General features: G+C 38.2%; 21 protein-coding genes. 3 read left to right on the top strand and 18 right to left on the bottom strand.

Going from position 1 to position 25017, the window contains the following annotated elements:
* The first annotated feature begins 337 nt into the window (after positions 1-337).
* Complete coding sequence (locus tag RM553_RS17635; protein WP_311536282.1) at positions 338-823, top strand: DUF4494 domain-containing protein; 486 nt, start codon at positions 338-340, stop codon at positions 821-823.
* A gap of 436 nt (positions 824-1259) precedes the next feature.
* Positions 1260-5750 (top strand): ATP-binding cassette domain-containing protein, encoded by a 4491-nt coding sequence (locus RM553_RS17630; RefSeq protein WP_311536281.1) that lies wholly within the window; start codon positions 1260-1262, stop codon positions 5748-5750.
* Between the two features lie 165 nt (positions 5751-5915).
* Here RM553_RS17630 and RM553_RS17625 read toward each other — a convergent pair whose 3' ends face one another.
* The 7 genes from RM553_RS17625 to RM553_RS17595 all read right to left on the bottom strand — a co-directional run bounded on the left by RM553_RS17625 (position 5916) and on the right by RM553_RS17595 (position 9114).
* Positions 5916-6899 (bottom strand): type II toxin-antitoxin system HipA family toxin, encoded by a 984-nt coding sequence (locus RM553_RS17625; protein WP_311536280.1) that lies wholly within the window; start codon positions 6897-6899, stop codon positions 5916-5918.
* The gene (locus tag RM553_RS17620; protein WP_311536279.1) at positions 6896-7228 is read right to left on the bottom strand and encodes a HipA N-terminal domain-containing protein; all 333 of its coding nucleotides are present in this window, start codon (positions 7226-7228) and stop codon (positions 6896-6898) included. The genes RM553_RS17625 and RM553_RS17620 overlap by 4 nt, the downstream gene beginning before the upstream one ends.
* Positions 7229-7233: 5 nt before the next feature.
* Positions 7234-7443: a helix-turn-helix domain-containing protein gene (locus RM553_RS17615; RefSeq protein WP_311536278.1), complete on the bottom strand. Its 210-nt coding sequence runs from the start codon at positions 7441-7443 to the stop codon at positions 7234-7236.
* A 349-nt stretch (positions 7444-7792) separates the two neighbouring features.
* A complete protein-coding gene (locus RM553_RS17610; RefSeq protein WP_311536277.1) occupies positions 7793-7999 on the bottom strand; it encodes a hypothetical protein in 207 nt (68 codons plus the stop codon).
* Between the two features lie 268 nt (positions 8000-8267).
* Positions 8268-8618, bottom strand: coding sequence for a hypothetical protein (locus RM553_RS17605; RefSeq protein WP_311536276.1), 351 nt, complete (start codon positions 8616-8618; stop codon positions 8268-8270).
* Between the two features lie 125 nt (positions 8619-8743).
* Positions 8744-8923: a hypothetical protein gene (locus RM553_RS17600; RefSeq protein WP_311536275.1), complete on the bottom strand. Its 180-nt coding sequence runs from the start codon at positions 8921-8923 to the stop codon at positions 8744-8746.
* A 14-nt stretch (positions 8924-8937) separates the two neighbouring features.
* Positions 8938-9114 (bottom strand): type I restriction enzyme endonuclease domain-containing protein, encoded by a 177-nt coding sequence (locus RM553_RS17595; protein WP_311536274.1) that lies wholly within the window; start codon positions 9112-9114, stop codon positions 8938-8940.
* A gap of 547 nt (positions 9115-9661) precedes the next feature.
* On the opposite strand from RM553_RS17595, the gene RM553_RS17590 reads away from it, so the two are divergent.
* A complete protein-coding gene (locus RM553_RS17590) occupies positions 9662-11674 on the top strand; it encodes a hypothetical protein (RefSeq protein ID WP_311536273.1) in 2013 nt (670 codons plus the stop codon).
* A 284-nt stretch (positions 11675-11958) separates the two neighbouring features.
* Here RM553_RS17590 and RM553_RS17585 read toward each other — a convergent pair whose 3' ends face one another.
* The 11 genes from RM553_RS17585 to RM553_RS17535 form a co-directional block, all read right to left on the bottom strand.
* Positions 11959-14961, bottom strand: coding sequence for a type I restriction endonuclease subunit R (locus RM553_RS17585; RefSeq protein WP_311536272.1), 3003 nt, complete (start codon positions 14959-14961; stop codon positions 11959-11961).
* On the bottom strand, positions 14958-16214 hold the full coding sequence (locus RM553_RS17580) for a restriction endonuclease subunit S (protein ID WP_311536271.1): 1257 nt from the start codon (positions 16212-16214) through the stop codon (positions 14958-14960). Before RM553_RS17580 ends, RM553_RS17585 begins: the two co-directional genes overlap by 4 nt.
* A 21-nt stretch (positions 16215-16235) precedes the next feature.
* Positions 16236-18395 (bottom strand): KAP family P-loop NTPase fold protein, encoded by a 2160-nt coding sequence (locus RM553_RS17575; RefSeq protein ID WP_311536270.1) that lies wholly within the window; start codon positions 18393-18395, stop codon positions 16236-16238.
* An 85-nt stretch (positions 18396-18480) separates the two neighbouring features.
* A complete protein-coding gene (locus RM553_RS17570) occupies positions 18481-18903 on the bottom strand; it encodes a hypothetical protein (protein WP_311536269.1) in 423 nt (140 codons plus the stop codon).
* A gap of 1 nt (position 18904) precedes the next feature.
* On the bottom strand, positions 18905-19696 hold the full coding sequence (locus RM553_RS17565) for a hypothetical protein (protein WP_311536268.1): 792 nt from the start codon (positions 19694-19696) through the stop codon (positions 18905-18907).
* 134 nt (positions 19697-19830) lie between these two features.
* Entirely contained in the window at positions 19831-20928 is a 1098-nt protein-coding gene (locus RM553_RS17560) for an SEFIR domain-containing protein (protein WP_311536267.1), read from the bottom strand.
* Between the two features lie 58 nt (positions 20929-20986).
* Complete coding sequence (locus tag RM553_RS17555; protein ID WP_311536266.1) at positions 20987-22579, bottom strand: type I restriction-modification system subunit M; 1593 nt, start codon at positions 22577-22579, stop codon at positions 20987-20989.
* Positions 22580-22812: 233 nt separating this feature from the next.
* Positions 22813-23484, bottom strand: coding sequence for an SLATT domain-containing protein (locus RM553_RS17550; RefSeq protein ID WP_311536265.1), 672 nt, complete (start codon positions 23482-23484; stop codon positions 22813-22815).
* The gene (locus RM553_RS17545) at positions 23481-23627 is read right to left on the bottom strand and encodes a hypothetical protein (protein ID WP_311536264.1); all 147 of its coding nucleotides are present in this window, start codon (positions 23625-23627) and stop codon (positions 23481-23483) included. Before RM553_RS17545 ends, RM553_RS17550 begins: the two co-directional genes overlap by 4 nt.
* 252 nt (positions 23628-23879) lie before the next feature.
* The gene (locus RM553_RS17540; RefSeq protein WP_311536263.1) at positions 23880-24548 is read right to left on the bottom strand and encodes a hypothetical protein; all 669 of its coding nucleotides are present in this window, start codon (positions 24546-24548) and stop codon (positions 23880-23882) included.
* Positions 24549-24714: 166 nt separating this feature from the next.
* Positions 24715-25017 (bottom strand): helix-turn-helix domain-containing protein (locus RM553_RS17535; protein ID WP_311536262.1); only part of this gene is annotated, 303 nt, incomplete at its 5' end.

Below are 25017 nucleotides of genomic sequence, written 5' to 3'. Positions count from 1 at the left end.
TTTTTTATTTTATCGGTTTTACATTACCCGGGCTATGGTTTCCCAGGTAATATCATCATCGTCCGAAGACCTATAGTCAATTCCCATACCGAACGGCAATTTGCTGTAAGTCAGGCCTGTTTATAGTAATGATGTAGAATAAAAATTGGTATGGCTGGGAAAATATGTAGATAAAATACACACCCAAAGGAGAAGCATTCTGCTCAAAAAGACTTTTTGAAAATAACTGAATTCACTTCATAAAGGAGATGAAAACAAAATTGTGAATATCTTTTGCCTGGATTAAATGCCAGGCTGATTGGAGATTTTATTTTTGCCATCCTAAAAAAAAGAAACGATGAGCGTAACCTGGTATGAGTGTAAAGTAAAATACACCAAACGACATGAAACTGGAGAACAAAAATTAACTACGGAAATTTATTTACTGGATGCTGTTTCTTTTACAGAAGCAGAAGCCAGAATTAGTGAAGAAATGGGAAAAATTACCAGCGAAGACTTTAGAATAATGAATATTAAAGTCGCCAATTTTTCTGAAGTACACCCTTTTGAAAATTCGGACAGGTGGTTTAAGTCAAAAGTGTGCCTTGTCGCAATGGATGAAGAAAGTGGCAAGGAGAAAAAGACAAATATTTATCTCCTGGTGCAGGGCAACGATGTAAAAGAAGCGTTTGAAAATACCTCGAAGGCAATGGAAGATACCATGGGCGATTATAGTATTCCAGCCATTGCAGAATCACCGATAGTAGATGTTTTTCCATATTTTACAGGAGAAGAAGAACAATTAGAGAAATTTAATGTTCTGGAATCGGCTGAATCAGTCTAATCATATATGTCGGTTAAAAAATGTGTTTACCGGGGGCTGGAAAGCCCCTGTTAAACATAGAAAAAACAGTAAACCTCAGAAATTGCCTTTAATTTGCTGTACAGTGCATAGGTTGGGTGCAGCCAGGCACTAAATTAATACCAGTTCCCAAATAGCTCTTTCATTATGGGGCATTATTCCTGAATTACCTCCTCAGATATATCAATTTTAAGATATCAGTTTCAGAAGATTTTCGTTCAGGTGTGACATTTTATTTGTTCTATTGCGGTAGGAATACCTTTGCTAATTCTTCACAATTTACTTTTTCAATTTGATAAAAAAGGAGCAGCGGTTTATTTTTCAGCCAATAAAATTTATGCACTGTTTTCTTGAAAATTCCTTTTTTAGCCTTATTATCCTTCTATATTCACTTTTTTAAAAAAAGGAGAAAACCTCTATGCACATCACAAATGCCTACCAGAATAATCTTAAAAATATAAGTTTAAGCATTCCTGAAAATCAACTGATTGTGGTCACCGGATTATCAGGCTCGGGAAAATCATCCCTGGCCATGGATGTTATTGCAAATGAAGGGTACCGCTATTTCCTGGAAAGCCTTCCTGCTTATAATCAACAAAACGGGCATTTGATACCCACTGCAGATGTAGATGATATTGCAGGTTTGCCACCGGTTATTAAGGTGGAACAGTCGAAACGGTTTCAGTCTATTAATACTACCTTCGGGACACTCTCTGAACTGGCTGCTATCTTCAGAATAATATTTGCCCGTTATTCTTCAGAAGAAACAATGAGCAAGTCGCTCTTTTCTTTTAATCATCCAAAAGGAGCTTGTGAGCGTTGTCGCGGGATTGGTGAGGCAGAATATATTGATTTGGAGAAGTTGATTGGTGATGAAAACAAAACCCTTAGGGAAGGTGCAATCACTACCACCCTGCCTAATGGCTATATCGTATATTCCCAGATTACCGTAGATGAATTAAATAAGGTGTGTGAAGCGCATGGTTTTAATGTAGATGTCCCCTGGAAAGAACTGACGGAAGCACAAAAGGATGTAGTATTAAATGGGAGTGAAAAAATTAAAGTTTTCTATGGAAAACACAGCATAGAGTCACGGTTGAGGTGGAAAGGCTTTAAAGCCAAGCCAAGAGAAGAGGGGTTCTATAAAGGAATACTTCCCATTATGACCAATATTTTAAGGCTGGACCGTAATCCTAACATCTTAAAATTTACCAGTTCCAGTATTTGTCCCAATTGTAAAGGCGCACGTATAAAACCGGAACATCTTAAATTTAAATGGAAAGGATTGAACTTTCAGGAATGGATGGATCTTCCTTTGAATGATTTATATGGCAGGTTGAAAAATCTTAACCTGGCGAACGGGGAAGAGGTACTGGTTAAAAAGATTTGTACGCAGTTGTACGATCTTATAAGGCTGGGGATGGAAGGTTACCGGCTAAGTGCTCCAAGTACAGCTATTTCTTCCGGCGATGGCCAGCGCATTAAACTGATACGCCAGGTAAACAGCAGCCTCCAGGGTATTCTTTATGTGTTTGATGAACCTTCCATTGGTTTATCTGAAGACTATCAGCAGTATTTACGAAGTATTTTGAACCGGTTAATTAGCCGCGGAAATACGGTGATGGTGGTGGAGCATGACCTGAATTTTATCCGTTCCGCGGACTGGGTTATTGAACTTGGCCCGGAAGCGGGAGTAAATGGGGGAGAAGTTATTTTCAACGGGCCCATCAGGGAATTTTTGACTTCGGAAAAACTCTCGAGCCCTACTTTAGCTGAATTAAAAAACTTTACCAGCAAAGCAGAGAAAGAATCTAAAATTATTTCAGCAGATTCATTTAAACCTGAATTAGGAGAATTGACGGTTGTAAGCAGGAAAACACCTCAAATGCTGAAGAAGCTTTCAGAATATGTTGAAAAAGAGAAATTTAAACTGCTTACGGTATCCGATCAGCCTATTGGGAAAACACCCAGAAGCAACCCTGCCACCTATACCGGCCTGGCAGATAAAATACGTGATTTACTGGCTAAGACTTCAGAAGCGAAAACCCTGAAACTCACAAAAAGAGCCTTTTCCTTCAATAACAAAATTGGAAGATGTGAGGCATGCGAAGGAGCGGGAGTAATCACCCTTTCTATGAATGTGATGGGCGCCATTAATCAAATTTGCCCTAAATGTAACGGCAGGCGTTTTAAACCTGAGGTATTGCAGGTGCACTGGAATAATAAAAATATTGCTGAGATCTATAATCTTGATATCGCTGAGGCTTATGATTTTTTTTCCGGGGAAAAGAAGATCACCAAAATACTCTCTTTAATGCTGCAGCTGGGCCTGGGGTATATTAAGCTTGGACAACCTTCCAATACTTTATCTGGCGGGGAAGCACAGCGAATTAAACTTACCAGGCATTTCACAAAGCAATCAAAAAAGACACTTTTAGTCCTGGAGGAACCGAGTATAGGTTTGCATCAGCAAAACGTACGGCAGTTGCTAAAAGCCTTGCACGAACTAAAAAAACAAACGGCAGGCATTATTTGTTTTGAAAATCATCCGCTATTTCAAACTTCCTGCGACAGGCTGGTGAAAAATGCACCAAAAGCCCGTGCAACAGAAAAGAAGGAGGTGGCAGATGAGCGCATGGATAAAATTTCAATGAAAGGTGCCAGAACGCATTACCTTAAAGATATTGATATAGATTTTCCTAAAAACCAATTGTCGGTGATCACGGGGATTTCTGGTTCGGGTAAATCTTCTTTGGTAATCGATACGCTGCATGGTTACGGACTGCAGGAAATGTCCAAACAGTTTTCGAGTTATCAGCAATCCAGGGTAGGAGTTAATTTTCAGCTGGAAGTAGATCATATCCAGGGCCTTAGTCCCAGCATTTGTGTAACCCGAAAGGAAAAAAGCTTTACGCAGCGTTCTGATATTGCCAAACAAACGGGAATAGATAAGATCTTACGCTTTGCTTTCTCGCGAAAAGCGCAATATGAAGGAGAGGAATTATCTGCCAGTCATTTCTCTAATAATCATGAGTTGGGGAAATGCGCCATCTGTGATGGTATAGGGATGGAATTGCTTCCTGACCTGGAAAAAATAGTTCTGGATCAGGAAAAAAGTATTGCCGGAGGGATCTTTGAACACAATAAGGCGCTGGCCTATTATGGTCAGCCGGCTAGCCAGTATATGGCAATTGTTGAAGAGTTGGGTGCGGCCTATGGTTTTAGCCTGGAAACACCATTTAAGGAGCTCACACCCGAGCAAAAAGAAATGCTGTTTAATGGTGCCGGTGAAACGGTATGGAAAGCCAACTGGAAATTTAAAACTAAAACCCGTGAAGGCATACAGGAGGTAAGTATGCAATGGGAAGGGCTTTTTCATTACTTAAAAGAAGAATATTATAAAACCCGAAAAAATAAGCACATTGATAAGCTCAAGTCGCTGTTTTCACTTGTGCAATGTGGCCATTGCAACGGAAGTGGCATAAAACCGGAAAGGTTGTCTTTTCTAATAGGAGAGAAATCCATTTACGAAATAAAGTCAATGGATTTTAATGTTTTGGAAGAATGGCTTTTTGAAGCTAAAAAGCAGGAGGAAATAGATCAAAAACTGATGTCCAATATCCAGCCTTATTTGTTCAACACCATCAAAAGAGCCAAACAATTACATATTGATCACCTGCAACTCAATCGTAAATCGGCCACCCTTTCCGGAGGAGAAAATCAGCGGGTAGCATTAATAAAACAGTTGAACTCCCCGCTAAAAGGCATTACCTATCTTTTGGATGAACCTTCCGCAGGATTATCCAGCGAAAATATCCCGGACCTTATCCATATTCTGAAAGAGTTGATTGAAAAAGGCAATACGGTGCTGGTGATTGAGCATAATAAGGAAATCATTCTTTCGGCTGACGAACTGGTTGAAATCGGCCCCAGGGCAGGAAAGTCGGGAGGCTATATTACTTACCAGGGCACACCCCGGGATTTTCTAAGGCAAGAAGATTGTCATCCTTATTTAAAGGAGCCTTCCAAAGCGGTTAAATTGAAGGGAGGCAAGGCATCTATTGCAATTCGTAACCTCTCCAGGCATACCTTAGTAAAGGAAGCACTGGAAATTCCTGTTGGCGGAATTACGGCGATTAGCGGAAAATCCGGAATTGGCAAGACCACTTTGGTGAAAGATATCCTTATCCCTAGTATTGAGGCGGGCAAAGCGGTAAATTGTAAGAGCATAAAGTTTCCGAAGGAGTACACTGGTGGACGGTATTTTGAATCTAAAAAGTTGCGTTCCCATGCCAGCACCTTACTGGTTTCTTATTTGGATCTTCTGAAAAATATAAGCAGGATCTTTGCAAAAGAAACAACGCTAAAGGCGCGTGACTTTTCTTATAAAACAAAAACGAGTCAGTGCCCCAACTGCAAAGGCAAAGGCTATGTGGAAACCAGCCTGGATGTTGCTGCAAACGCAATTGAAAAATGTGAAGTATGTAAGGGTACGCGTTATCAGCCTGATATATTGGCTCATACTGCTGGATCAAAAAATATCGCTGAGGTGCTCGCCCTGAATATCACAGAATTAAAATCATGGCTAAAGGAAACCGGAATTTCTGCAAAAATTGATGAATTCCTCAACCAATTAGCGGAAATCGGATTGGCCCATCTTAGGTTAGTCCAGCCGGTACAATCTCTTTCTTCGGGCGAGAAGCAACGATTATTGCTATTGAACTGGCTGCAGGAGCGTGCCAGTGATGTGCTTTACATTTTAGATGAACCCAGCACGGGACTACATTATGCTGATATTGATCTCTTGTATACGATACTCAGGAAACTAAGCGAAACCAATGATATTCTGGTGATTGATCATAATAAATATTTACTGGAGAAGATAGGAGTGGGGGTGGTTTTAAAATAATGAATTTGGGCTTTGGTATAGCTTAAATTCGTGGTTTTTATATAGGGAAAGGATGGATTATTTTCCAATACAGAAGTTTTCATAATTCACACGTCAAAAAACAATTTTTTTTACTTTCTTTAATCTTTAGAGAAACTAGGCTAAAGTTTAAACTTTCGGACATCATTACTCTTTATTCAGTTTTTTTAATCGTGTTTGATAGGCCTGCAAATAGTTTCTTTTTGTTTTCTCATCTAAAAAGGAAGCCTTAGTCAGGGTGTCCACCTGTTCGGAACCATTGAGTATGGAAGCCATGGTAGTATTAAACTGTTTCGAGGACAGGCCTACTTGTTCCGCCAGGACTTTAAATTGTCCAGCCACATCTGTTTGAGCCAGGTGGGCTGGTAATAGACCACCATCTAATGCAAAATCACTATCCTCAATATGAATACGGGTATTTAGCAGGTCATAAGCTGGACTTAAGCGATGGTCTCCCATTGGTGTTTCAAGAATTGCAAAATTCTTCAGGTGAGCATCTCCATTGGAAAACAAGTAGTTGAACAACAGGAGTTTAAACAATTTCGGTGTTTCTACGCGGTAGGCGGGGAGATATTTCTTCATCAGTTCAAATAACTTCAGGTAATTCCCTTCGTATTTATAATGTTCCCCATGGGTCTGTGGGGTTTTACCGGCCAGTGAAGCAAAATCCTCTTTGGCCTTTTTGCTGCCATCCGACTGTACATCAAATCGTTTGGTGATGTAGGCCGGGGCGCCGTTTTTAAAAAAGATGAGCGCATTTTCTGCGGTCTCGATCCCGTATACCTGCCGTGCAATCTGCATGGTCAGATGCTCATTGGCGGGCATCTGGTCCCGTTTTTTTCCGGAATTAGGAATAGGTTTTAGAATATAGGTGCCGCGCTCTCCTTTTTTGATCAGTCGTAGCTTGTTCTTTTCCAGCAATACTGAAAATTTTTCCTGAACCCCTGATATGGATATCCGTTTTTGATTCTCTTCAAACAATTTATCCGTTGGAGCATTTGAATTTGGGGCCTCATAGGGAAGGATGTGGGACACCTTACGCCCGTCGAATACCCGTTTTAGGCTGGTTCGGCTATAGGTGCCAAAACCCGGGGACAGGGTCCCGGGACAATTTGTAAGCTTTGCTATCATACGGAGGCTTCAAGCTTTTTAACGGTTATGGCCCCTACGGTATCATAGCGGGCCGTAGACATCAGGATCCCAAAATAGTCGTTGGCATCCAGGCGCTCTGCCTTGCATACAACTTGTCTATTTGTTCCTTCCGGAATCATATTATAAAAAAACGGAAATAAATATGGGGAATGGTATTCCTGTTGGGACCGGGGCAGGGTGAGACTAATAGGAGGATTGTCCGGATCGGCCATCCAGCGGTCCAGATAACGGAAGGTAAAACTGCCGTCATCATGCTGTTGGAGCATACCGGCCTCTGTTCCTTTATATAAAATAGCGGCTTGTCTCATTTAAGCTATATCTTTTTAACCTGGAGGGTAATCTCCAGCCCTAGTACATCAGTAATCTTTTGCAAGGATTGTAAGGTAGGATTGGCCTGTCCGGTCTCGATCTTATACAGAGTAATGATCCCTATATCGGCCATCTCTGCTAATTGTTCCTGAGTAATACGCATGTGATCACGTCTTTGTTGAATAAGCTTTCCGAGGTGTGCGATTGCTTCCATTTTTTATATTGAAAAATCCATAGTATAGTGAGGATTCATGAGTCAAAATAATTGGCAGATTCAAAAATACATTAAAATCCACATTTTAATGAGGAATTAGATGTTTTTATGCCGAATTGCATAGAAAATACAATCTAATCCATATTATAATGAGGGTTTATGCGGTATTTTTTGGAGATATTAGCGGGAAATATTAGCTGAAAATATCGGAAATCACTATCAATCTTCATTAAAATTTTTTAGAAAAGCAATAGAAGGAAAATAATTGCCTTCCCAGGTTAGCTAGATTTGCACGTCAAAATGGTACTTCAAAAAAAACCTTTCATTTAAAAATGAATTAAATAATTTCCTAATTCACAATTTCATTAACGAGATCTATTCGCTCTAATAACTTATTAACCAGCTCTTCCTTAGTAACAAAGTATTTCTTGTATTTACCAGTGGTCTTTCCATTTTTAATAGAAACGGTAACCCTCCAATTACCATCGTTTAATCGACTTACTAATTCAGGAATTTCCTTAGATGGAATAAAGAGGATATTTTCGTTCATTTCCATCTTTTCCTGATTGAAAGATAGTCCAATCACATAGTAGGAGTGATGCGGCTTAAATGTATTGCCATTAAATTGTGAGGATTAAGCGATTTCTTTTATGAACGTTAAATCTGCTTTTAACCTGTATATAAATCGGGTTATATATTTTCTCTTTTAGAACAATTAGATCTATACCTCTGTCATCCATTACAGGTTTATATACGTTCAAAAGTCCCTGGCTATAGAGTAAAATGATTTCCTTAACCCTGTCTTCTCCAATATTACCCTTTGACTATGATGATAGCCCCGAAATATCTATGAAACTATCATCTTCCTTTTCTTCTGAATCTTCGATTTTAGTTTTTTCTTTGAGACTAATAGTAATTAATTCTGTGGAAACATTTACTGAAACTATATCGCCGGCGGAGAGACCATGTTTTTTATAAAATGGTGTAAAACCAAAGATTCTATTGTGGTCAGAGTTATATGTTTTAATCTTCGGTTTGTTATCCCCCGGAAACAGAACTTTTACATCGCTATTTTCGTTGGGCAATAAAGATCTTACATCTGCCGGCACGTATAAAAAACCTAATTTCTTTTCTACACCAATTAGTTTACGCTGGTATTTTATGGATTCATTCATGATTTAACTTCTTCTTTTTAGCCCTTCAAAAGCAGAAGGATTTTTGTTTTTCAAATATGCCAGTACACGATGGCTTTGAGGAGTAACAGCCAAATTGAATTCCTCTCTAAGCAAGGGACCATTGATTAAATAGCTATATACTCTTCAATTTGTTCTCGTTCTTTTTCCTTCTTAGTCTTCGCACTTCTTTCTTTCTGAATGTTATTAGGATAAATAATTGAATGAGATAATTCTTCAAGGATTAATTTCTGGTTTTCTTCGATCCTTTCCATTCTTTGAGATAATTCCTTAAGAAATTCTTCCATAAGTAAATGTGTGCTTAGGCTTCTAACGGCCAATCTTTATACTGGCCTTCGGCCTGTTCAATTACTTCCTTCAGTAAATTATCCAGTTCAGAAAATGGCACTTTGCCACGTAATTCTTTTTTTACTGCTAACCGAATGGCGGCGCGGGCGTCTTCTTTTTTGGTCCAGTATAGTTGTAGGCTCTGGCACATCCCTCTATTTTCCTGGCAGAGCAGATCACCGAAAATTCTCAAAAGACAGTCTCCATCCTAAAACCTGAAGATCTTTCTGGCAAAATCAAAAATAGCCGGGGCTGGTCTTAAAGGGTTCATGTTACAATTTTTTCCGGAAGTAACAGAGAAACAAATGCTCCCGAAGAATGTACCTGCTTTACGCGGGGTTGAGGTCTTTTGTGAAAAAAAGAATGCAAAATTATTCTGAAATGGCGAAAAAGAGAAATTGGTGCCTGAGGTAAACGCGAGCTTTCTCCTTATTTAAAAAACATCTACTGGGGCCGCCGGTTTTCTCTTTCCTCAACGCTCATAACAGCCACAAAGGTGGAGAACCCTGAAAAATGTCTCTTAAGTTTCACTTCGGGATTTTCAGGAAAACCTCATAAGTTAAGCAGGAAATAGCAGCTTCTTCTATTAGAATTTTAGAAGTAATGATTCCCTAAAGCCGTGATAAATTAAAATACCACATTTTAGGTATTGTCCTTTATTCAGGCCTACTATACATTGCTGGTAAAGTTTAAAAGGTATGAAGATCTCTAATTATCTATTTTTTTTTATAACAATTTTCTGTATTAGTAGTTGCTCAAAAGATGATGATAATTCTCCAGTTGATGAACCGTTGATATTGACGGAGATAGCTGGAAAAATCATTTATCCAGTAGAAAGTCCACTTAATAATCGCTCCTTGGAAATAAATTCCAGCGTTAGCAATAAGCTAGTTGAAGACAATGGTTACAGTATTGAAGTTGCTGAGGAAGAGCATAACTTTTTGTTCGTAGGCGATAAAAATAATGAAGTTTATTTATTAGGCTATAACTATCCTGGTCAGCAGAACCACACAATTGATGCTGAATCAACTGTAATAGCTTTGGCGATGAGTATGCCCATTGCGACTATTTTAGATTCTGAAGGCAAGGTTGATCTACTCAATACAGTGAAAGCAGATCCAGGATTTAAAGAAATAGTGGCAAAAACCCAGGAGCTTATTCTTCAAGGTTTATCACCTGTTTCGCCACATCAGAAAGATTTCCAAAATCAATTTGCATTATTTTTTAGTAATATGTTAGAGAACAATATTAATCATAATAGAACCCACTACAACAAAAAGGTTTCGCTCCAAAAGTTGTCAAACCAGAGCTCTGGAGATGACCCTGTGACCATTTATCAGGCTGGCAAAAACGTCTTATTTCAAAATTCGGGAAAACTATATAATACTTCTATCGGAATCTACAGGAATGATGAACGTATTAAGCATATACAATTAGACCGTATAAAATTTTTTGCAACTTCAATCCAGGAAGCTGCAAATACGGCCACTAATAACTTTAATGAGAGGGATGTTGAAATTGTAGAGGAATCTTATGAATTTCCAGGACATGGTCAATATGAAATAAGAATAAATACGGGAAAGGAAGGAGGACAAACATTTGAGAGTCAGGAGGCTGTATGGCACAACATGACTACATGGGGCATGGATGTACTTATGACCTTATACCCGCTAAAAGGTAAAGCGCAATGTACAAGGCAAGTGGTGAATTCTTTTAGAACGTATACGAAAGCAGCTATGGATGGAGATAAAAACATAAATTCGGTCTCAGATGGTATGGCTTTAACCTACAGTTTAACTGAAAATTTTTTAAGTGGTTTAGGCGGTAGTCTCACTTGTATGATTGGAAATAATTCATATTCTCAAATGGTAGAAAAACTGTTTAGCTGGAATTCTTTAGTTTCAAAAATTGGAAGTGGGGTTAATATGGGCATAGGAATAACCCAATGGCTTAGTGATGATTCATCTATGGAACTATGTTATGAATATAGCAGTACCGGTGTGGGAATTTGTACACAAAAGATAACAGTAGGCGATCCTTTCTTCACTATTTCGTCAAGAAAAATATCCCATGTTGCCTGGACGGGACAAAAACTATGGGCTTTAACTGACCTGAACGGAAATGGTAGTACTTATCAGGAAATGATGGAGATCAATCCCAACAATGGTGCAATAATTCGCTCTTTTCCTCCTAATCAACCCATGTGGACCTTAGAATATGCAAACGGGAGACTTTGGGATATTTATGATTGGTCTTTTGATGAGCAGAATTATGCAGAGATGTACAATGCTTCGACAGGTAATTACATCGGGAACTGGTATTACACAGAAGATTATGAGTTATATTATTACCTCACTTTCGACGGCACGTATTATTGGGGAACTGTGAATTATGATTGTGGTGGTAATTGTCAGGCCCTCATAGCCTTTGATTTAGATGGCAATGCAGTACAGGTCTTTGATGATGATCCCTCTAAACAGTTTGAAGATCTTATATTTGCTGAAGGCTTCTTTTGGGCATCTACATATGACGGTTTCATTTTAAAACTTGATAAAGATTTAAATGCTGTAGAAAGATATGAAGTAACAAATTTTGAAATCTTTGGAGAGGTCCAGTATGCGAACGAAATTGCAATGCGTTTGGAATACATTCATAATAGATTGTGGATTATTGACAGGTTTAATAATTTCTACAAAACTTCAATAGAATAAAATCAAAAGTGGCTGATCATGTTTCATTTAAAGAAGCTTCTTTGAAAACAAAAATTCTGTTTTGCTTTCAGAAGTATGGAGCCCAGGGGGGTAAAAAGGGGAATTAGCCAGAACTATAGCTTTCTCCGGGTGTGTGGGTTTGGTTAGTGAAAAGCAAAGTGCGAAAAGAAGACAAATTCAAAATCAGCTTACTAATGCTCTGCGGTCGTTGCGTCCCGATAGTTGTCGGGATTGCTGCCCTTTGCGTCATCTAAATTAACCATAAACCTTAAACTTAAACCTTCTTAAGCCTCCAGCGGCCAATCCCCATACTGTCCCTCGGCCTGTTCGATCACTTCCTTCAGCAAATTATCGAGTTCAGAAAATGGCACTTTCCCGCGTAATTCTTTTTTCACTGCTAACCGAATCGCGGCTCTCGCGTCTTCTTTTTTGGTCCAGTCGAGCTGGAGGTTTTTCTTGACGGAGTCTACTACTTTATGCACCAGGTCCTGGATGGGACCGGTTTGGTTGAGCAGCTTTTCATTGGCAGATAACAGGTCATAGAAAGCGAGTTCGTCTTCAGTTAAACCGAGTTGTTTGGTCCTGATGTCATCCTGCTGAAATTCATTGGCAATATCCAGCAGGTGCTTGATGGCGGCGATGGAATCCAAAGAATTCCGGTGGTAGTTGCTCAGCACTTTTTCCAGCTCTTCTTTCAGCTTTTTCATTCGGCGGATGTTCTTTGGCATTCGCACCCGAATCTCGTCATTGATGATCCTGCGCAGCAATTCGACTTTAATGTTCTCGTCACCTTTTTCCTTTACAATGGCCTGGAACTTATCGTCTACTATGGAAATATCGATCTTGTCCAGGTTGTACATCTTTGCCAGGTCTACAATTTCCTGCGATTCAAGGGATTTGCTTATCAGGTCTTTTATCTTTTCATTCTTTTCCCTGCGCGGACCGGGAGGGAATTTGATCTTTCTTATGAGCTGCCTTATCTTCTGAATGATCGCCAGTTCTTCCTGGATCTCCCAGATTCGGGGATCTGAACTGGTCATTGCCACCAGTTCTGCCAGCTTCCGCTCTTCAAGCAAAAAAGCATCAGTAACGGCATCAGATTTTAAAAGGCTATTTACTTTGCTGTTGGACCATTTTATCCTGTCCATATCGGACATCGCATTGACGCTTTCCGCAGAAAAATCACCCACCATAGCTTTCACTTTCTCAAATTGCTCCAGGCAAACCTTTACCGCAGCTTCTAGATCCAAAGTGGGTTTTCCTTCCCCGCCGCCGGCGGTGTATTTTTTGGTGGCTTCGGCCAGAAAGCCGGAAATGCCAATAAAATCTACTACAAGTCCGTTGGGTTTTTCTCCAAACACTCTGTTCACCCTCGCAATGGCCTGCATCAGGTTATGGCCTTTCATGATCTTATCAACATACATCGTATGGGCGCAGGGAGCATCAAATCCCGTGAGCCACATATCGCGAACGATCACGATCTTTAACGGATCATCAGACGTTCGGAAACGCTTTTTAATGGCTTCCATCGCTTCTTTGGTCCGGATGTGAGGATTCCATTCCGGCGGATCTTTGCTGATGTTCCCCGTCATGATCACCGCAATTTCAGGGCAAGCTTCCAGCGCGCTGAGGGCGTTGTACATTTTTATGCAGTTCTTGCGGCTCATACACACGATCATCGCCTTGCCTTCCAGGCTTTCGGTCCTGGCCTTAAAATGGGTGAGGATGTCTTTGGCAACTCTTGCTACACGATCATCGGCCCCGGCGGCATCTTCTATCGCGGCCCAAACGGCATTGTTCTCCTCGTCCTCATCTTCTTCCATTTCATCCAGCTCCTTATCATATTTGGCTTTGATGTTGAGCGGAACCATTTTTGGCTCGTAATAAATGGGCACCGTGGCACCGTCTTCCACGGCCTGTTTGATATCGTAAGTGTGAATGGTGGTGCCAAAAACCTGTTGGGTATCGGCATCTTTGCTATCTACGGGAGTTCCGGTGAAGCCTATAAAGGAGGCATTGGGCAGGGCGCGTCTTATGTTCTGCGCAAAGCCGCCGCTATGGAACCCGTACTGGGTGCGGTGGGCTTCATCTGCCATCACGATAAGATTGTACCGTTCAGAAAGTACAGGGTGGGAGAGCTCTTTTCCCGAAGCCAGTTCTTTTAACCGAAATTTCTCAATGGTGGTAAAGATCACGCCGCCGCCATCGGTGCTCAGCAGGGCCCGCAGCTCATCGGTGGTATCGGCGTGTTGCACGTGGCCCACCAGGTCTTTGCACAGCACAAAATTCTCATAGAGTTGCTGGTCCAGGTCATTGCGGTCTACCTGGATGAGGATGGTGGGATTTTTCATTTCGGGCATTTGCCGAAGGATCCCGGTAAGAATGGCCATCGAAATGCTTTTGCCCGATCCCTGCGTGTGCCATATAACTCCCAGCCGGCCGTCACCGTTGGGTTTTATATTTTCTACCGCAGAGTCCACCGCTTTTTTTATGCCCCAGTACTGGTGGTATTTTGCGCCTTTCTTGATTATTTTCCCGTTGTGGTCTTCGTGGAAAATGAAGTTTTGCAGGTAGTTGAGTAAGGTTTTCTTCGGAAATAATGCCTTCAGCAAGGTTTCCAGCTGAAGTTCCTGTTGCTGCTGAAGGTCATCCCCGTGCAGACTTTTCCACGGAGCAAACCACTTTAGGGAGGAGTTGTACATCCCGTGCAGGGTTTCCAGCCCATCTGAAACTACCGTGATGGCATTGTAATCAAACAACTGCGGAATATCCTGAATGTAATGCCCAATTTGCCGGTGCGCGTTTTCCACGCCCACCTCAGGATCAAACATATTCTTGAATTCAAAAATAATGAGCGGCAGGCCGTTGATGAAGACGAGCAGATCTGTGCGCCGGCTGTTCTTGCCAATGATATTTACTTCATCTGCACACACAAAGGTATTTTTCTCCGGTTCTTTGAAATTGATAGGGTAGAGGTGCCGGGCCTGTTCTTTGCCCGAAGGATCTTTCCAGGTAATGGAAACCCCCTGGGTCATTTTAAGATGAAAATCGCGGTTGCGGTGATCGAGATCCATTCCCTCGTGCCGGGTAAAAGCTGAAAGGGCTTCATTAATGGCGGTTGCCGGAACCCCGGGATAGGAATTCACTAAAAATTCCCGAAGCTCCTCCTCCAAAACCACCTTTTTGAGATCCCGCTGCAGGGAATTGCCTTCTTTATAGGTGTACCCCAATTCTGTGAGGCAGTCTATGGCAGCTTTCTGAACCGTGATCTCGATCATTTGTGTCATAAGACTTCTGTTAAGGTTTTCTCCACATCTTTCACGCGGACTTCCCCGCTGATGAGTTTGGGTAGTAAGGTGTCTCGGAGTTGTGTGAGGGTTTTATTTTCAATTGTATTTATTCTAATTAGTTGAAACCAGGGCTCAGAAATTTCACTGAAGGAATCAAAAATTTCCTTCGGAGGCTGCGGAATTTCATAGGAAAGAAAGGGATCATTTTGAACCCTTTGACGGCCTGATGTTCCCACCATTGTAGAAATGGCAAAATTTCTGAAATTGGTATCGCGAGCTAAACAATAAGTCCAATATTTGGAAACACCTTCTTTGGTCCTCATCACTAAAAATTCGGTTGAACCAAAAGCTATTTCACCAGGTTCCAAAAAATCCACAAAGGCTGTTTTTCCATTTTCAAGACAAGGTGTAATTCTGGCAAACAGCGTGTCGCCATTTTGAAATTTTGATCCGCCTTTAAATTCTTTTTGTACTACATCGGAAACTGACATTACATCTATTGGTAAAACTTTCATTTCAACAAAAGATGCTTCACTTCCCTTTTTCAAACTCAATCTTGGATTTAATTGAATCAAATCCTTAAGTTCTTTCACCTCCCATCCCTTCGGAATTTCCCCAAATTCAGAATCCATAAATTCCCCATCCTGAAATGGCCCAAAATCCACAAACCAGTGCTTGTATAAAGCCATTGCCATTTCTTCCAGGGTTTTGTTCATCTGGAGGTTGAGCTCGATCTTATCGTCTAAAGCAGAGAGGATGGAGGCGATGGATTTTTGTTCTTCACGGGGAGGGAGTTCTATTTCAAAATTCCCAATTTGAGTTAAACTAATATGTGGAATTGAAGTTCCAGTTTTGACGTTATTAATGTAATCTTCAAAAATCTTATTATTGATAAGTTGCCAAAGAAATTTTTGCTCTGCTATTTCTGATTTAGCATTTATTCGTCCCACTCGTTGTGCTAAAATTGATGGAAGGTCTTGGCTTCTTACAATAGCTCTGTTTTTACCGATTTTAGAACCATCCATTCCAACAACAATATCACCTTCTTCTACTGCATATTTATCAAGTTTTTCCATTGAGAAATTCCAGTAGCGACTGTCTTCCCCCCAACGTAAAAAACCTTCGGTAATATTCTTTCCTCGTATTACTTTTAAGTCACCCGTGTTACGATAATCTTTACTTTTGAAGGCAAAACCAGTTGACAGATTTGCAGCTTCTTTAAGCTTATATGTTTTCCAGTTTTCCGGCATTAGTAATTTTTGTTATCCTTATTATTTCCTCTTTTCTTTCTCAATTTTTTCCTCATTATGACTATCTTCTAATTGCCAATGTAAAAATTGCCTCATAGCATTCATTTCATTCTGACCTTGACTCGTATCAAAAAACTTGACTTCATTTTCTTCCTTATTTATCTCTTCCCCATACTTATCTATGATTAATTTTTGAATTTCGTTAGTATCATAATAAAGTTTTAATTTTTCGTAGGTCTCTTTTTTGAAATCTACCTTGTACGGATCAGGATAAGTGGAACTTATTATAGTTGTAGTTAGGGAATATATTATGCTTTTAATTAGACTGGGGTCAGCATATAGTAAGTTTTCAAAATAATTATATAAATGGACAGGGTTCAATTCAAACCAGAAGTCTAAGAGTGTAAAGATGTCATCCTCAAATTCAAGGAATAAATTAGATTGTTTGTTTTTGCAAAATTCAAGTGCTCTTTCAAGAAGTAGCTCATTCAAAGTTCTTATATCTTCTTTTGAAAATAATCTATCTTCTTCGTTTTTATGAACTTTAACCCATCTTAATATTTCTTCAGAAAAGTGAAAAGGTACATTTTCTGATAGGAGGGTTTTTACAAAATCAATTTTCTCCTGATAATCTGAATGTGAAGCAATTAGTCTTCTAATTGTTATAGCAGCTTGAGACCTTGGATTATAGAGTGAAAACATCATTGAACCACCTTGTCTTCCGTTAAACTTCTCTTGTACTGAAGTGACTATATTTATCAAAACTTTCTTTGAATCCCAATCCAATTCATCTTCATAAAAATAAATTTTATTTAAATAGTCTAATGGTTTAATCTGGTTTAGTATTTCTTCTGTTTCAGTTGCCAATTTATCGAGTGTTTCCTCTTTTAGACTTTCAATATAATGGTCGAAATATATATCAGATATTTGGTCACTAGGAACACTGTAAATAAAATACCTATAAAAATATTGAGGAGATGCTATTTTTTTGTCTCTGGTCCAAAAACTCTCAAGATTACTAACACTATGGTTTCCCAGAGCTTCTTTGAGATATGGAAATAATTCTTTGAGGAATTCCTTTATAGATTTAGCATCATTTTTTGCCAGTTTAAAATTCAACTTGTCAAGTCTTTCTTTTAACTCATCTTCTTTCGTTTGGTTTTTCCCTCTATCGTAATAATAGTATGATTCAATAAAATATTCTGGATTGTTCTTTATAAACTTATAATGTTCGGGATAGAAGATTTTTACTGCTTCAAAAAGAATTAAATCACGATTATTCACCTCACCGTTCAACAACGGTAATAGAAAGGATAAGGAATTTGCATATCTAACAGCTAATCTTGGGGTTGAAATCTTATGAAGAATGTATCTTGATATTGAAGATGCAATATTTTGAGCTTGCTCTTTATCAATTTCTATTTCACTTTCTTTTATTACCTGGTCTAATAACTCAAAAGTATAATTGAGTAGATCGTTAGAAAGGGCCTTAGGTATTCGCAAAGGAACTTGAACTATTTTTTCGAGAAAATTGTACCCCGATTCTTCATTTCCCCCTCCATATCTTTCACTCAAAGCAGATGCAACCATGTCATCATCAAAGGACAAAATATAATAGGTGTTAGTGAAATTTCCAGTTAGCTTGATTAATTTAAATATTGCAAACAACTCGTTTTTATCAAGTCTATCAATATCATCGATTATTACAACAATCTTTTTCTCACTTAATCTTAGAAAATCATTAACCCTGTTTTTAAGATCTTCTAGTTCAGTATCAGATAATGATTCTCCTACTCTGGACAAGTCTAAGTTAAAAACACTACCTACAGAACCATATTTTTTAAAAAATTCTCCTATTTTCTCTTTCAGGTTATTCAGTTGGCAATTGAGAGTTTCTGAAAGGTTTTTTAGGAAATTCAGTATAAGCGCATCTTCATCTTTAAATCTCCAAGGATTGAATTTAACAATTAAAACATCATTATCTTTTTTGAGAACATCTTCAATCATATTTAATACTGAAGACTTTCCCTCACCCCATACTCCATATAAGCCAAGTACTAGTCCGCTCTCAATTTCTCTTTTTAAAATTGTCTCGGCTATTCTTTTTGAAAATTTATACCTATTAAATTTATCCTCTGTTTTGTCAAGGATTGGTTTGTCCGAATTATATATTTGGCTCATAAGTTTCGATAAAATGATACATTATTTCTAATCAGCGGTCAATGCGGGCAGGACATTTAGTTTGAGACAGGTAATAGAGTTGTTTTTAAACATTGTGGGAAATTGTGCTTTCAATAACATATTTCCCTAAAAGAATCATTGTCAAAATAGCTACATAGAAAGGCCAAATAGTTTTTCCAAAAATTCCGCTTATTAAATGATATTTTCCTGACTTGAATTTTTCTGTTGACATGGAGAAATCAATGTCATCTTCATTTAATTTTCTGATCTTATTGTATAAAGCTCTAAATTTTCTTTCCTGCTGTAAGAAAAAACCATTTAGGTACCAGAAAATTACCACCGCTACTGTTGAAATTAAAAGGAAACTACCGTTCATTTCATCATCTGAGAATATAAAAATAATAGAGACAATAGAGATCGTCCAACCCTTAATTAAAAAAGAGTTATTACTCATTCTATTAATTGTGCTGTGGATAAAGTCAAGGTGTTTAAACTTTTTGTCATTCATATCATTTTATTAAAAATTTGGAATTAATTGGGTGTTGACTATATAATTTATCTAAAGCGTCTTCTGGACTATAACAGGTTGAATTAAGCCAAGACTCGAAATGGTATAAAGTCAAGTCAGTCAAATGTGTTAATTCCAAATCGTACTCGATATTCAATTGTGACCTTTGGCTTTCACTGAGAGAAATTGTGTCCGAAAAAGATTTGGTTATTTTTCTTAACCGGATGGGTGTTCTTTTTCTAATAATTTTTGTTGTACTAATTTCAGAAAAAATCCAAGGTGAATTCGTTTTCTCTGTAATTGTTCGAGTTGAAACCGAATTGGCTGTATTAAGAAAAATGACCGCCTCTGAATTGTCAATCATTTTATGTAAAGCAGAGGATAACATAAGGTGAACGTGAGTGGTAGAATAATTTCTGTTATTATAGTCATACGTTTCTCCACTTTCACTTTTACAATATTTGTTATCAATTATTTGTAGAAGTTCATTAGAGTATCCCCAAACTGTTGAATCAATAAATGTCAGTATTTTAAATTTTGAATACAGTGCTCCGGCTATATAAATTGCGTTTTTAAAGTCTTTATGGGAGTGAGATAAAAAAATATGGGATTTAACTTCGGGAAACCAATCCTCCATTATTTTATTTCCATCAAGGGTTCCTTCTGGAAGGATATAATTCTTGAGTGTTGGTTGAACAGAATTTTTTAAAATTTTAAGTATTTCTAAACCAATTTCGTGGTATTGATGAATCTCTAGTTCATCCTCAATTCTTAAATTAAATCCTCTATACATAATTTCTGTTTTTTTGCATTGTGCAGACTAAACGCTAAAGGTATTTTTTAAAATTCCCATTGTTTACTTGCGCTGGCCTTAACCCCTTTTAAAGTTTCTCAGTTCGTTATTCGAGGTTATTCGAATAGTTAACTTTAAAATTTGTGATGCTGTACTTTCTCTGTTTTCAAGATGGAATCAGCGTCCCCAAAATTAGGAATGTCATCATAATTCCTAAATTCAATTTTTTCTTTTAAAATCATTAGGTTGCAATCGACTTCAAATGGTCGTTGAGATTTTCCATCATTATTTTGGATTCCAGGTGCTAAATAATAACAGGTAAATTTCCCGTATTCTTCCTTGAATTTTGCCAAACTAGGAGATTGACCATTAACATAGATCCTATGGAATCTTTGATTTACAGCAATAAATTCAACTCCTTCAGAATCTTTTTTTGCCAGTAATATTTTTTCGGTAGCATCTATATATTCTCCTATGACTACGAAATAACCGCTTTTCTGATGTGGCACTTCACCTTCAACAATAGAAACTCTTAATCTTTCAGTCTCATCTTCTTGTCCAATTTTATCTATAAGACTAGAAAATAATTTTTGTCCTTGCTTCATGGTTTCAAAAAAGAGAATCAAAATTGGCGGGCCTTCATTGTTTTCAGTCCACAAATAACCCACACCTCCTTTCCAATTTGCTTTTTCCCAATCACTTTGCTTTATCAATTCAGAGATAAAAAGTGTTTTTCTTTCTTTTTCTGGTAATTCTCTCAACTTGCCCAATTCGGGTTTTTCAGTCTTTCTACCTCTCAATCTCCAGTATAATTTTTCATATTCATCGGGATTGTCGACGTTATAGAAAGTTGATCCCTGTAGTGGTTCAGGAATATATTCAAACTTGCCATCTGTGAAAATTATAGGAATGTATTTAGTGTTATTTGCTCCAGCGTTATAAAGTTGTTGATAGATCAGAGTGCTTTCCCATTTTATACCATTTCCTTCTTCGTCGGTTCCATCTACACGTTTATAATAAGTCTCTGTGCATACAACGAGAATAAACTCAGAGCTCTTAACATTTCTGTCCATCCATTTTGGCCAACCTTCAGGTGGTGAATCTTCGTATTGGTCAAGAGCACAATCTATTCCTTCACTTCTTAACCTGTTGGATAATTTAAGAACTCTGTCTTGATGTTCTTTACTATCGTGACTATAGCTTATAAATATTTTTGGGTTATTTTCTTCCATTTATAGATTCGGTCATAGTTTTACACAGAAATTTGCTCGTCATTAACTCAATATTGGTTCACAGCATCTTCTTAAAATTCGCCTTAATCCTTTCTTTCAATTCCTCTCCTTTTTCAAACTGCTCTAACAACTGGGCCTTGAGGCCCTCCATCTTTTCTTCAAATGGAATTCCGTCGTCCTCTTCAGCTTCGGTTCCAACGTAGATCCCCGGTGTTAATTTGTAATCTTGTTTTTGTACTTCGGCTATGGTTGCTGCTTTAGAGAAACCTTCCACATCGACATAGCTCTCGACTCCGCTCGAGCTGACATTACGCCATTTGTGGTAGGTTTCGGCTATTTTATTAATATCATCATCACTAAAAACCCGCAATTTTCTGCTGGCCATTGTGCCCATTTTGGAGGCGTCCAGGAACAGGATCTCGTTGTTGCGCTCGCGGTGGGTGCCGTCTTTTCCATCGCGGTTTTTGCTCAGGATAAAAAGGCAGGCGGGGATCCCGGTGGTGAGGAACAGCTTATCGGGCAGGCGAACAATGGCATCTATCATAGAATTGTCCACCATATGCTGCCGCACGTTTTTCTCTCCTTTGTTGTTGGAAGTCATCGCGCCGTTTGCCATTACAATCCCGGCAGTCCCGGTGTCGCTTAAATGGTGCCAGAAGGTTTGCATCCACATATAGTTGGCGCTGCCATCTGTAGTGAATTCTTCTTTGGGTCCAAATAACCTTGGATCGCCATCGGGCAGATCTTCTGGATGCCAGTTACTCACATTAAATGGCGGATTGGCAATTATAAAGTCGGCTTTCAGGTTTGGGAATTTATCGTCGAGCAAAGAATTTCCCAGTTTGATATCAAAAGAAAGGTCCCGCAGCATCAGGTTCATCAGGCACAATCGCAAGGTTTGCGCGGTCATTTCCTGTCCGTAGATCGCGATGTCTTTTTTGTTTCCGCCGTGTTCTTTGATGAATTTCAAGCTCTGCACAAACATACCTCCACTCCCACAAGCCGGATCAAAGATGCGGCCTTTGAAAGGCTCCAATAGTTCCACCAGCAGCCTTACAATACTTCCGGGTGTAAAGAACTGCCCCGCACCCGAACCTTCAGCCATAGCAAATCGGCCAATATAATATTCATAGATACGACCCAGAATATCGCTTTCTGGATTTTCCTTTTCAGAAAATTTAGGGTGGGAGAGGAGGTTGATAATTCCGCCGGTTTGTTTGGGAGATAATTCGCTGCGCACAAAGATCCGCGGTAAAATATTCACCAGCTGGGGGTTGTACCCCGTCAAAAGTTCCTGGATCACATCAAAGGCATCATCAACCTTCACCTTGATATCATCCTGCTCGGCATTATCCTTCAAATATTGCCAGGAAGCCGTTTCCGGAATTTTAAAGGTGTTTCGGGAACGGTATTCATCCCGGTCTTCCAGGACGTAATTGATCTCTTCGGTATCTGTAGTGTAATAACTGGATCGAGGATCCTTAAGCTGCTCCTTCAATCCCTCGCGTACCACTTCATAGCGTTCGCTAAGGTGCTTTACGAAAACAAGTGGAAGGATGTAATTTTTGTAGTTATTCTCAGATACAGCGCCGCGCAATTCGTTCGCCGCATCCCAAAGTTCTTTTTCGAAATCGATATCTGCTTTTGCCATGTATGCGTAGGTTGTTCTTAGCTTTTAAGTTAATAGCCTGAATATAGTGATTTGGATGCAATGAAATATTCCTGTAGGGTGGGAATATGGCAAATATAAGGGAAAAGGGGGAATTAAATTGGAAAGATCCTCCTCACTTGGTCTATCTGTTGTGATTTTTGTATTAGTCCTATAGGTCTATAATTACTAGAGGATTTAATAAATACTGTCTTATTTTAATCCATATATGATTTCTACATAGACTGGCTGAAGAATAATAATATAAATATGGATGGGGGTAGGATAATAAATAAAAGATACCAGCCATATACATTCCAAAAATATAATCTCTGAGTTTTATCTATATTGAGGTGTTTGATTTTATCAGGTTCATTCTTTTTCAAATATTCAATATTTTTTACTAGGAATAGGTCATAATCTAATCCTGAATGATTGCCTGAAGTGCTCAATACATTTTCATATTTGCCTACAATATCATTTGCAAAATTTAAAATTTCATCATCGTTAGGGTTCTTTTGCAAAGTTTTAAATATCCTTAACCTGTTGTAAAGTTCAGAAATTTTCAACCCACTGTCGTGGTGTGTTTTTGCTACTAATTCATAATTTTGTGCATTTTCAAATTGGGTGAAAACTAAAACTAAAATAGATAAACCAGTTATTGTAAAATTGAGCAATTCTTGACTGACACCAAGTTCTAAATTGAAGACTGTTATTAAACTCGCGATAATCAGATATGCGGAAATAATAGTTAAACCTGCGTTAGAAGCTTTTCCTTTGGTTCTCAATCGCTTATCACAATTAAACCGGGCTCCTCTTGTAGCCCACAATTTGAAGTTTAGTTCTTCAAGAAAACTTTTACTAAGATAATTGCCAGGCGCGTCTTTCTCTATTTTTGATGTTTTCATATTTTATGAGAATAACAGACTGTAAAGGAGGTGAAATTAGCAAGGGTAATATAGTCTTTAAAATTTTTCTCTGAAACGGCGCCTCTAAGTTCGTTGGCCACGTCCCAGAGTTCCTTTTCAAAATCGATATCTGCTTTTGCCATTTATGAGTAGGTTGATCTTTTATAGCATTTATTTTACAGCCCGGAATTTAATGATTTGGCTGCAATAAAAATATTCCAGTAGGGTGAGAATATGACAAATATAAGGGAAATGGGGAAATTTTTAAATGTTCGAATCTTGATATAAGATAACCTGATAAAAATATGTGGTTTTTCTTTCGAGACCAATCATAGATTTTTAAAGCTGTTGATCAAATTAATTATTTTCTTTCTAACGCTGCCGGCTATTGGAGATTAATTTTCTTTATTGCCAGTAGTTTTTTTTCTCATAATTAGTGTTATATCAAAGTAAAGATAAGGTATCACGAAAATTGCTGTACCCATTGCAAGTCCGTAATTTCCCGTTGGTATTGCTATAAAAACATTCAGCCATATTAAAAAGGCACAAAATGGATAAGTGAATAATCTAATCATTATATTCTTTAAAGACCATTCCTGTTCTGATTTTTCGCTGTCAACTTCAATGTCTAATAATTCAAAAATTTCATTTAGTTGCTCCTGTTTTTCAAAACGATAAATGCGGGTTGTAATCAGAACAAAAATTGCTAAAAACAATACTACTGTCAATGCTAGTGGCCAAAAATTTTCCCAGGCTATATTCGTAATATCTTGAGGTGTAAATAAAAAGATTAAAAATGATATGAATCCAAAATAGAAAACGAGCCCCACTGGATTTAATCGGTCTGTAATGTCTATAAGGTTGTTTTTTGAATCTAGTTTAAAGGTGAAAACTGGATAAGTTACTCCAGTCCAAAAGCTTTGGCTCCACACTACAATTTCGGAAGGTTTAATTTCACCTTTTGCTCGATAATCCCGAGTAACAACTGCCACAAGATGATTAAAAAAGGAATCAGCCTTTTCTACATCGATTAACTTTCTAATATCTGTTTTTGTTATTTCCAAATTCTATTTCAAATTACTGGTAAAGGAATAATAAAATGAATTATTGTGTTGGTAAAATTACTTGGTTTAGTAAGACTTAAAAAGGGTATTTATTCCTATTTAGGAGATAAAATAGCAGGAGTTAATTATTCATATTTCCGGTTTAATATAAAATCTTCCCTAAACACTATTTTCTCAGATAATCATTGCTATTATATTGGAAGAGCTCGTTTATAGAGACCTGGAGTTCTCTCGCAATCTTTAATAATGTTTCAAAGGTAGGATTTGTATTCCCTCTTTCAATTTCTCCAATTGTTTTTTTAGCATTACCTGTTCGTAGACCTAATTCTTCTTGAGAAATTGGCTTATTCGTTTTTGGATTGATAACTTTTTCCCTGAGTTCAAAAATTCTTAATCCAAGTGCTTTCTTCTCTTTAATGATTTTTTCTTCCAACATTAATATAAAAGTCCATTTTTGAAAAGAAAATTT

Source organism: Autumnicola tepida (genome assembly GCF_031846485.1).
Classification (GTDB): domain Bacteria; phylum Bacteroidota; class Bacteroidia; order Flavobacteriales; family Flavobacteriaceae; genus Autumnicola; species Autumnicola tepida.
This window is presented reverse-complemented; position numbering and strand designations above follow the sequence as displayed.

What these genes read in the sequence shown, in the direction of transcription:
- RM553_RS17635 (WP_311536282.1), top strand. Translation starts at nt 338, where the DNA reads ATGAGCGTAACCTGGTATGAGTGTAAAGTAAAATACACCAAACGACAT.
- RM553_RS17630 (WP_311536281.1), top strand. Translation starts at nt 1,260, where the DNA reads ATGCACATCACAAATGCCTACCAGAATAATCTTAAAAATATAAGTTTA.
- RM553_RS17625 (WP_311536280.1), bottom strand. Translation starts at nt 6,899, where the DNA reads ATGATAGCAAAGCTTACAAATTGTCCCGGGACCCTGTCCCCGGGTTTT.
- RM553_RS17620 (WP_311536279.1), bottom strand. Translation starts at nt 7,228, where the DNA reads ATGAGACAAGCCGCTATTTTATATAAAGGAACAGAGGCCGGTATGCTC.
- RM553_RS17615 (WP_311536278.1), bottom strand. Translation starts at nt 7,443, where the DNA reads ATGGAAGCAATCGCACACCTCGGAAAGCTTATTCAACAAAGACGTGAT.
- RM553_RS17610 (WP_311536277.1), bottom strand. Translation starts at nt 7,999, where the DNA reads ATGGAAATGAACGAAAATATCCTCTTTATTCCATCTAAGGAAATTCCT.
- RM553_RS17605 (WP_311536276.1), bottom strand. Translation starts at nt 8,618, where the DNA reads ATGAATGAATCCATAAAATACCAGCGTAAACTAATTGGTGTAGAAAAG.
- RM553_RS17600 (WP_311536275.1), bottom strand. Translation starts at nt 8,923, where the DNA reads ATGGAAGAATTTCTTAAGGAATTATCTCAAAGAATGGAAAGGATCGAA.
- RM553_RS17595 (WP_311536274.1), bottom strand. Translation starts at nt 9,114, where the DNA reads ATGTGCCAGAGCCTACAACTATACTGGACCAAAAAAGAAGACGCCCGC.
- RM553_RS17590 (WP_311536273.1), top strand. Translation starts at nt 9,662, where the DNA reads ATGAAGATCTCTAATTATCTATTTTTTTTTATAACAATTTTCTGTATT.
- RM553_RS17585 (WP_311536272.1), bottom strand. Translation starts at nt 14,961, where the DNA reads ATGACACAAATGATCGAGATCACGGTTCAGAAAGCTGCCATAGACTGC.
- RM553_RS17580 (WP_311536271.1), bottom strand. Translation starts at nt 16,214, where the DNA reads ATGCCGGAAAACTGGAAAACATATAAGCTTAAAGAAGCTGCAAATCTG.
- RM553_RS17575 (WP_311536270.1), bottom strand. Translation starts at nt 18,395, where the DNA reads ATGAGCCAAATATATAATTCGGACAAACCAATCCTTGACAAAACAGAG.
- RM553_RS17570 (WP_311536269.1), bottom strand. Translation starts at nt 18,903, where the DNA reads ATGAATGACAAAAAGTTTAAACACCTTGACTTTATCCACAGCACAATT.
- RM553_RS17565 (WP_311536268.1), bottom strand. Translation starts at nt 19,696, where the DNA reads ATGTATAGAGGATTTAATTTAAGAATTGAGGATGAACTAGAGATTCAT.
- RM553_RS17560 (WP_311536267.1), bottom strand. Translation starts at nt 20,928, where the DNA reads ATGGAAGAAAATAACCCAAAAATATTTATAAGCTATAGTCACGATAGT.
- RM553_RS17555 (WP_311536266.1), bottom strand. Translation starts at nt 22,579, where the DNA reads ATGGCAAAAGCAGATATCGATTTCGAAAAAGAACTTTGGGATGCGGCG.
- RM553_RS17550 (WP_311536265.1), bottom strand. Translation starts at nt 23,484, where the DNA reads ATGAAAACATCAAAAATAGAGAAAGACGCGCCTGGCAATTATCTTAGT.
- RM553_RS17545 (WP_311536264.1), bottom strand. Translation starts at nt 23,627, where the DNA reads ATGGCAAAAGCAGATATCGATTTTGAAAAGGAACTCTGGGACGTGGCC.